This is a genomic window from Treponema sp. R6D11, assembly GCF_054786075.1.
Map to the genome: position 1 here is coordinate 1 of NZ_BDHD01000656.1, position 648 is coordinate 648.

At 37.5% G+C, this 648-nt stretch carries 1 protein-coding gene and 1 pseudogene; both read right to left on the reverse strand.

Annotation, left to right across the window (positions count from 1 at the left end):
• A pseudogene (locus tag ACYVTD_RS15310) lies at positions 1–212 on the reverse strand (heme ABC transporter ATP-binding protein); the annotation flags it as partial.
• An 85-nt stretch (positions 213–297) separates the two neighbouring features.
• A partial coding sequence (locus ACYVTD_RS15315) for an ATP-binding cassette domain-containing protein (protein ID WP_461248564.1) occupies positions 298–648 on the reverse strand: 351 nt, incomplete at its 5' end.

A 648-nucleotide genomic window follows, 5' to 3' on the forward strand; every position in this document is an offset into this window, starting at 1 on the left:
CCCCTGTACATTACAATTATTCTGTCCGCAAGCTCTATAATTTCGTCCAAATTGGTGGAAATTAAAATAATAGCCGCTCCTTTTTTTCGCAGAGCGTCAATTTCACCTTTTATAAATCTTGCCGAGGCTATATCAAGCCCCCATGTGGGTTCCGAGAAAACGGCATAATCCTTATATTGATTTAATTCCCTTGCTAAAATTAATTTTTGCAAATTGCCGCCCGATAACGTACCTGCTTTTCGTTTTAAGTTGGGAGCTTCGATATTGTATTTTTTTATCCATGAATTTATTTTTTCGCTAATCTGGTTTTTTTTGCGTCAAATTTTTATAATTAAAAGAAAAATATTTATTTCTCATATTAATTATCATATTTTCTTCGATTGTCGCCGATTCCGCACTTCCAACATTTATGCGGTCTGCCGGAACAAAACTTAACCCTTCGTTACGCAATTTGCGTATATTAAGTTTTGAAATATCTTTTCCCTTTCGCAGAATTCTGCCATTAGATGGGTGCAAAAAACCGCCAAGAACAGCCTCTATTACTCCAAGCCCGTTACCGCCAACTCCGGCAAACCCAAGTATCTCGTTTGAATTTACGGAAAACGAAACTTTATCGAGTAACGGACGCTTTTGCCCACGCCTTTTAAC